The sequence below is a fragment of the Chamaesiphon sp. OTE_8_metabat_110 genome (assembly GCF_031382685.1).
Classification (GTDB): domain Bacteria; phylum Cyanobacteriota; class Cyanobacteriia; order Cyanobacteriales; family Chamaesiphonaceae; genus Chamaesiphon.
The window spans coordinates 1-7497 of record NZ_JANMZA010000166.1 but is presented as its reverse complement, the minus strand read 5'-3'; the positions used below and the strand labels follow the sequence as shown (position 1 = coordinate 7497).

At 45.7% G+C, this 7497-nt stretch carries 5 protein-coding genes; all 5 read right to left on the bottom strand.

Translation table 11 applies throughout. From position 1 onward, the window contains the following. Positions 1-10 precede the first annotated feature (10 nt). Positions 11-550, bottom strand: a complete 540-nt coding sequence (petC, locus tag RMO52_RS06005; protein WP_309742437.1) for a cytochrome b6-f complex iron-sulfur subunit — start codon at positions 548-550, stop codon at positions 11-13. A gap of 137 nt (positions 551-687) precedes the next feature. Further along, entirely contained in the window at positions 688-3300 is a 2613-nt protein-coding gene (locus tag RMO52_RS06000; protein ID WP_310411866.1) for an ABC transporter substrate-binding protein, read from the bottom strand. Positions 3301-3426: 126 nt separating this feature from the next. Next, positions 3427-4881, bottom strand: coding sequence for a DUF1822 family protein (locus RMO52_RS05995; RefSeq protein ID WP_310411863.1), 1455 nt, complete (start codon positions 4879-4881; stop codon positions 3427-3429). Positions 4882-4940: 59 nt separating this feature from the next. Further along, complete coding sequence (locus RMO52_RS05990; RefSeq protein ID WP_310411860.1) at positions 4941-6149, bottom strand: hypothetical protein; 1209 nt, start codon at positions 6147-6149, stop codon at positions 4941-4943. Positions 6150-6254: 105 nt separating this feature from the next. After that, a partial coding sequence (locus tag RMO52_RS05985) for an ankyrin repeat domain-containing protein (protein WP_310411858.1) occupies positions 6255-7497 on the bottom strand: 1243 nt, incomplete at its 5' end.

The window sequence follows — 7497 nt, the reverse complement described above, 5'->3', positions numbered from 1 at the left end:
ATCGCCTAATTTATGCCCACCAAGCGGGTTCGTCTGTGCGGAAGTCAGTTTCTGTCCACGGTGTAATCGCGATCGTATCATTGGCAGTGACGGCTGCATGAACCAGCGGTAACGATTTGGGCGCGGGACCACGTACCATTTTACCTGCCGCATCGTACTGAGAACCGTGGCAAGGGCACATGAATTTGTTTTCGGCTTTGTTCCAAGGCACCACACAACCGAGGTGAGTACAAATCGCATTGATACCGTAATCGACAATCGTGCCGTCAGCAACGACGATATAAGTAGGATCGCCTTTTAGCCCTTGTGCCAATTCGCGATCGCCTTTGACTTTACCTGCTAAAAATGCGCTGACTTTGACTTCATTGCCTTGAGCATCTTTGGCAGTCGCACCACCACCAGCCGCACCACTAGCCGGGGGAACGAAGTAAGCGACGAACGGATAGGCAGCTCCCAGAACCATGCCACTAATCGTGCCGAAGGTGAGCAGATTCATGAACTGGCGACGACCGAGATCTGGTACATCAGCGGAATTAGTGATTTGAGTCATAACCTAAATTAATTTTATTTACTTATATCTTTACACAACACTCGGGTGTCAGGCAGTCGAAGAGTTATGGGATCTTATATCAAGCTGAAACCATCTGATATTATGACATTTTTTGGTGTCGATCGGTAGGTATGGAGCTATGGCGCTGGTTGAAACCCGGCACACTTGGTTTGGATACAGAGCGGTTGTACTAAACTATTGATTGACTGATAGCGATCGCTACCTGTAAAACTGACATCTCCGGTGATTCCTTGGGTGCTAAAGGTGTTGCTGCTGATGATTTTTTGAATTTCCGCACGCGTCTCCATCGGCGAGCGATCGGTCGGTACTCGATCTAAGGCTTGGATGACTACTTGCGCCGCATCATATGTCATGGCGATGCGATGATCTAGTTGAGCTTTATTACCCCAAAAAGCAGGTTCGACGATCGTATTATTACGATAGGTCGAAGAATGCCACGGTAAACTGATTACTAGTTTCTGAAGTTGGCGTTCGTTAAATCTCGTAAATAAAGTTTGATCTTTGACTACTTCATTACCAATTATTGGTAAGTCGCCATTATTCGCCTCAATCAACGACAACAATCGATCGCGCTCTGGTGCTTCACTAGTATAGGCATCGGGAATCAAGACGATGGCTTGTGCGCCAGCTTGTTTAGCTCTATTAATTACGTCGATCGCATTACCTGTTGGTTCAAAGTTAGATTCCTCAACGATACTAATGCCCTGAAGATTTTCTTTGAGCGCTTTAGTCATTGAGTCGCTAAACTTCTTGCCAGTGGTGTGAAATAGAGCAATTTTGGTGTACTTATGAGATTTTAAGTAGTCAGCGATTGCTTTACCGGATATTTTATTATTCGCACAGACTCGAAAGAAGAAATTACCCGGCTTAAGATTGGTGAGTTCGGTCGCAGTACTAGTACTCGAAACTAATACAGTATTATTGCGCGTGTAGCTATTTTTAATCTCGGAGGTGACTTCTGATGAATAGCTACCGATTCCTGCCAAGATATCGCGATTGAGGAGATTATCGATTAATTTAGGCGCAGAGGATTTGTCATTTCTGTCATCGACGATCGCCACTTGCAACTTCCAAGTATGATTGGAATCGGCATTCCATTGTTGTTGAGCAAATGCTACCGCTTTTAACATTCCTGTGGGAATATCTAGGGGTGTCGAGCCAGAGGAGGGGATACTAATGGCAATACTTCTAATTGGCAGATTTTGCCGTTTTAGCTTAGCATTTTCTAACATAATCAGTGTTTCGGGATCTTGCTTGGCATCCCAAGATTTAGTCAGCAGTGGGACTGCTCGATCGTAATCTTTATTAGCAATGGCATTAGCACCAGCTTGTTTGTCCTCGCGCGGACGGATATTTGGGGCTTTAAGTAAAATCTCTTCACCACAGCTAATGCTATCATCTTGGATAAAGTTACAAGCATCTGCTAACTTGGGTGGTTGCGCTATGTACCACCAAGCGATCGTCCCAGCTAACCCAATCCCTAAAATTGATAATTTTTTCACTTTGACCCTTTTAGCTTTGCTAGTTAATAGGGTGTGAAAGATCGCTATATGCAGAATTCTTTTTTGCCATCGCAATCTAATTTTTTTGGGAAAATGCAGGGGGATATCCCACGGCGATGTCAATAAAATGGGCAAAATCGATGCCCCCGGCGCATCGCGATCGTAGAGTTTTAATTCACCCCTAGTTTGAGTTAACGCTACTTCTAGACTATGAGCGCGGGCGATCCAGTAATCGAGTAATCGCTCGAAGAATAGTCTCAATACCTGGTAATGAACGGGAATTCTAAAGGCGATAACATTCGGTACGCCAATTTGTTCGGAAACTAAAGCTCTCGCGACACCAATACTCGAACAACCCGCTAAGATGACTAATTTTAGCCCTTTATTAACGCTGTTTTTAAAAGGTTGCGTAAATTGTTGAATCGAGATGCCATCAAAGTTTTCATTGAGATCTTCATTAATATGAATTTTACCATCGCTCCCATTACTATTAGCATGGCTGTGTCCGATAATCATAATGATATCGAAAACGCGATCGCTAATCGTTCGGAGCAGTTGTTCGCGGGATGGATGCGATAGTAGTTCAAAAATAGCTGGTGCTGGAAAATACTTTTTTATTTCATTAATATCGATCGGTTGCTCGATCCCTTTTTGGCTACCGAGTACTAATAAAATCCTGGGCACATCTTTCCATACCAGTTTTTTCTGCTGCTCTCTCGGTGAAAATACCACACTAACAGAGCGATTGTTTTTTCCTAAAACATTGGTAATAAAAGTGGTATTCTCGATCGGTAGCGATTGAAGTTCATAATCATCCGTAATTATTGCCAATCTAATCGGCTCAGTCGGGGCGATGCCAATTAAGCTTTGGAGTAATCCTTCACGAATGTTCGACCATGAATCTTGTGTAAATGTGCGATCGAGTAATTGCTGAAATTCTCGCACATCCGTTCTCAATTCATCGAGCCGATCGGCAACCCGGTCGATCATTGTATCGGGAATCTTAATACCACCCAGATATTTGCGTTCGCAAGTTGCTGATTTAAACTTATCGATAATTTGACGATTGAGGTTAATTAGTGATGCGATCTTTAATGTCCCATTACCACCATAGTGGGGATTACTTATCGCACCAGTTTCATCGTCGATCGTGGCGATCCGCAACCGCGCAGATAGACAGTCTAGGGCGGCTTCAGGGGCGAGATCGAGTATCCAAATATGGCTCATTATTAACCTCGAATCTAAAAGAGTGGAACTTCTTCAGTACCTCCAGTGTAATCTAGCACATCGCTCGATTTTCACGATCGTTTTATTACGTTGCGTAACAAACATTAGAGCGGCGATCGGCTCTAATTAGATGATAAATGCTTCGGTGATGCTAGTACCATTCATACTAATACAAACATTAAATAAGTTACCGACACTAGCAGTAAAATAGAGCTGAATGTAACTGTCGATCGCTGTCGCTCGGCTTTCAACTTGATAGAGTCGTTCGCCACTTTCTGAGAAGAGATTTAGCTGCACATTTGGTGGTAAACATGCTTCTGTACCGATCGGATACACGCGATTGAGAATAGTGTAAGTACCGTCGAGTAAGGGGATGGCTGCAACCATCAATCCCAGCTTGTGCCCTTGCATGACTAAGCCGAGATCTTTGATCCGACGGTGCCAGTTTTGATTGTTATCTGGCGCGATTTTCCAGAGATATTCTACGGCTTGCCAGCATAATGTGAGATCGGTGGTATGTTGAATTAAATAAGTTAGTAGCAGTAGTGGTGAATCGACATTAGCAGGTAAATCTACTTTTCGAGCGGGATTCTGATTGGCATACAAATTATCAACTGCGCGCTGAATTTCTTGCTCTGTACTTAATATTGTATTCCCAAAGGCAAATAGATCTTTCAGATCGTGAGCATGAAAGAAACCGGGTAAAAGTTGGGGCTGCCAATCGATTCGATCGATCGTCAACCAGCCGCCTTCATTAATATAGTTACTGACTCGATCGATCGACTCAACTTGCGATCGAAACCAATTGGAGATCTTGGTAATTACTGGCAGCGGACGGGCGTATAGATACAAATACTCAGGTGTATTCATAATTGCCCCCCACTCCTCGAACGGTAGCAGTAGACGAGGTGAAAAGACCGATTTATGCTGTTGTAATCGATCGATTGTTGCAGTGGCTGCTGAAGCAGATAATGGTGCTAAGGCACAAACCGATCCTCGCTCGGATGTCAACTCGCCAGCGTTTAGTAGTTCGCAACTCAGCCAGAGCTGCTCTAGCTCGGCAATTAGATCCGCACTATCGACTTCATAGGTGCGAAGCGTGCGATCGAGATTGGCTTTTTTTTGTACGGACTGATGAGAAATAAATCCCCACAAATGGATATAATTATGCTCGCGATTCTCGTTCCGAGAGGCTGTGCCTGACGGCAGGCTATCGCCAACGCCAACGAGTTGGAACGGTACATAGTAATCAGCAGCCCAATTATTCAGATCTACCCATTCTTGCTGAATCTCAAAGCCAGCTAGATCGATACTGTTGCTGGGGATAAAAGCCACTCTCACACCAGCTATTAATAATCCGAAACCGTCGATAGCTTTACTAATCAGCGGTAGATATAACTCTTCAGTCGGAAAAGCTGCTTTGACAACCAAGCCCAAATCGCTGAGGTAGTTACTAATTTTATCGATTGTATAACGACTGAGTTCTAGTGGGCTGGCAGATGCCAGATCGGTGATATCGATCCAGACGTGTTCTGGATATATTTCACTTAATAATTGGACTTGTCGATCGAAGATACTCATAAAAATTAAATTAGATTGAGCCACTAACTACTTGGAACAGAGATCTTGTCTTTATGTAACTAGCTTGGCGATATCTTGACTAAAAAATATTTATCTATTAGGGATCGAGCTGTCGCGATCGCCAAGCTATTTTTCTGTGATTTGATGCCATCGGGATGCGGGATCTGCGAGTGCATAACATCGAGTAAGTTTAGGTAAATTTTGCCCAATTGCCGCGAGACTTGGGACTGATCGATCGACATCATTTTGGCAATACTGACTTGATTGAGCTGATGCTGATGGCGTAACTCGACTAGTTTTCGAGTGGGAGCAGGTAAACTACCGATAAATTGCCCGAGCAGAGCAAAAATCTGACGGAGATGGGCATTTGAATCTAGAGAATCCGGCTCTGAAAGTTCGGCTGAACCTTCGATCGAGATAAGTAGATTAGGATCGTACTTCTCGATAATCGGGTTAGCTTGGGTGCGAATCCAGCCGCCGATTCGCTCGATTATACTGCGTAATTCATCGCTCGTTATTTCAATCGATTTCGAGCTGATTTCGACGCAGATCTCTTGCCAATGATGTAGCTCTAAATTATTAACTCTAATTTTCTTGCGTTCTAAATAGCTTTTAAATAGTTTACAGACCGTAAGATAAGGATCGATCCGATCGGATCCAATATTCCCGATTGTTGCCGTCCGAATTGTCAGCCAACTCGATCGAGACACGACACCTAAGTTTGACAATCTAAAATAAGGATCGCCATGCTTGCGGAGATAAGCAAAAGAATTGTAAGCAACAACCCGATAAGTCCAGGCTTGAAGTCCCGCTAATAGATTCGGGTCATACTCTGGATCGAAACGATCGAATAACTGTCGCAGATTTAAAATCGGTGTAGTTAACCGCTCGAATAATTCTTCTGACTGTTGGTATTTGGGCACTTTTTGCCAAGTATGCAGCGCCGCCTTGAAGGTCATGGCGGTGATAAAATTAAACCAGCAATTATGTCCGCCAGGATTGGCATCGGTAGCGGCTAATCGATACAGATTTGTGACTACTAGATTTGTCAATTGACAATCGGTGAGCAATAATCCATCGAAATAAGCATTTACCGCTAAAAGATCCACTAGCGATATACCTGTAATCTCCAAGTTTCCCGCTCGGGCAATCTGACTAACCGCTTCAGGATCGCATCGCCACGAGATCTTAATCCGGGGTAATCCTTGCTCAAAGGCTAATTTCCACATGGGGACGCGGTAAAATACGCTCAAAGGATTGAGAGGCATAGATGTGAGAGGGTGAAATGCCAGCAATAATTATCGATTGGGAGGACGAGATCGCGTTATGCGCCCAGATCGATCGAGATTTGAGAAATTTTGCTAATATTTTCATCAAACCAGCAGATCGATCGATTGACGATCCGCATTCATCCGCGCTAAATCGAGCGCGGTTAAGCCCCCCTGATTTTTATGAGTCCGACTGGCACCTGCACCGAGCAAAAATTTGACGATCTCTGGCTGCTGGCGATGCGTCGCCCACATCAAGGCAGTGGCACCCGTAGCATCGGCAAGATCGAGCGGTACACCTACGGCAACTAGAGATTTGACTAGTTCTAAGTTACCGGAGATCGCACTGATAATCAGCGGCGTTTGCCCATCTTTGAACGTTTGGATCGGGGAAACACCCGCCGCCATCAGTAATTTAGCAATATCGGTATAGCCATTGACGATCGCCACTCCAAAGGCAATCTCCCCCTGTTGATGAGCTGATAGATTCACGTCAGACTCCAGTAGCGCAGCTACGGTAGCTGTATGCGCGTGTAATGCGGCTAAAATCAAGGGAGTATCCCCCAGACTAGTAACCACATCCACCTTAGCTCCACGACCAATCAGCAGCCGGAGGAGATCCACATTCCCTTCGATCGCGGCTAGGTGCAGTGCTGTTTCCCCTTCCTCGGATTGGAGATTGGGGTTGGCTCCTGCGACGAGTAAGATCCGGACAATTTCGATTTGCGTCGCCGCAGTGGCGGCAATTAGCGGCGTCCAGCCCTCGTGATTTTGGAGATCGATCGCAGCTCCAGCATCGATTAGCAGTTGAATCGGGGCGACATCACCCCGTTCGGCGGCAATTAATAACAAACTTTCCCCCTCAGCATCCACCGCTTGCGGATCGGCTCCCGCAGCCAATAACAGCGCAACTAGCGTCGCTCCTGACGCGGGTACTAATAGTAATGGCGTTTTACCATCGCTGCGGCGATAGCTCACATCGGCACCAGCCGCCAGTAATTGCTGGACGATCGCCGGATAGTTGTAACTGATGGCAATATTTAGCGCATTATCACCAGCCGTATCGATCGTCAGCACCTCAGCACCAGCCGCGATGAGAAGTGCGACAATTTCCGCAGCGCCAGCCAGTGTCGCGCCCATCAGCGCCGTGCTCCCATCTTCATTAATCGCATTCACATCCGCACCGCTTGCCAATAATTGCCCCACCACCGCCGCGCGATTGGCAGCAGCAGCAAACATCAGCGCTGTCGTCCCAAATTGACGCCGCCCCAGATTGACATCCGCACCAGCACTCAGCAACAGCTCGACAATTCGAGCATCGCCACGTTGGGCGGCAAACATCAATGCC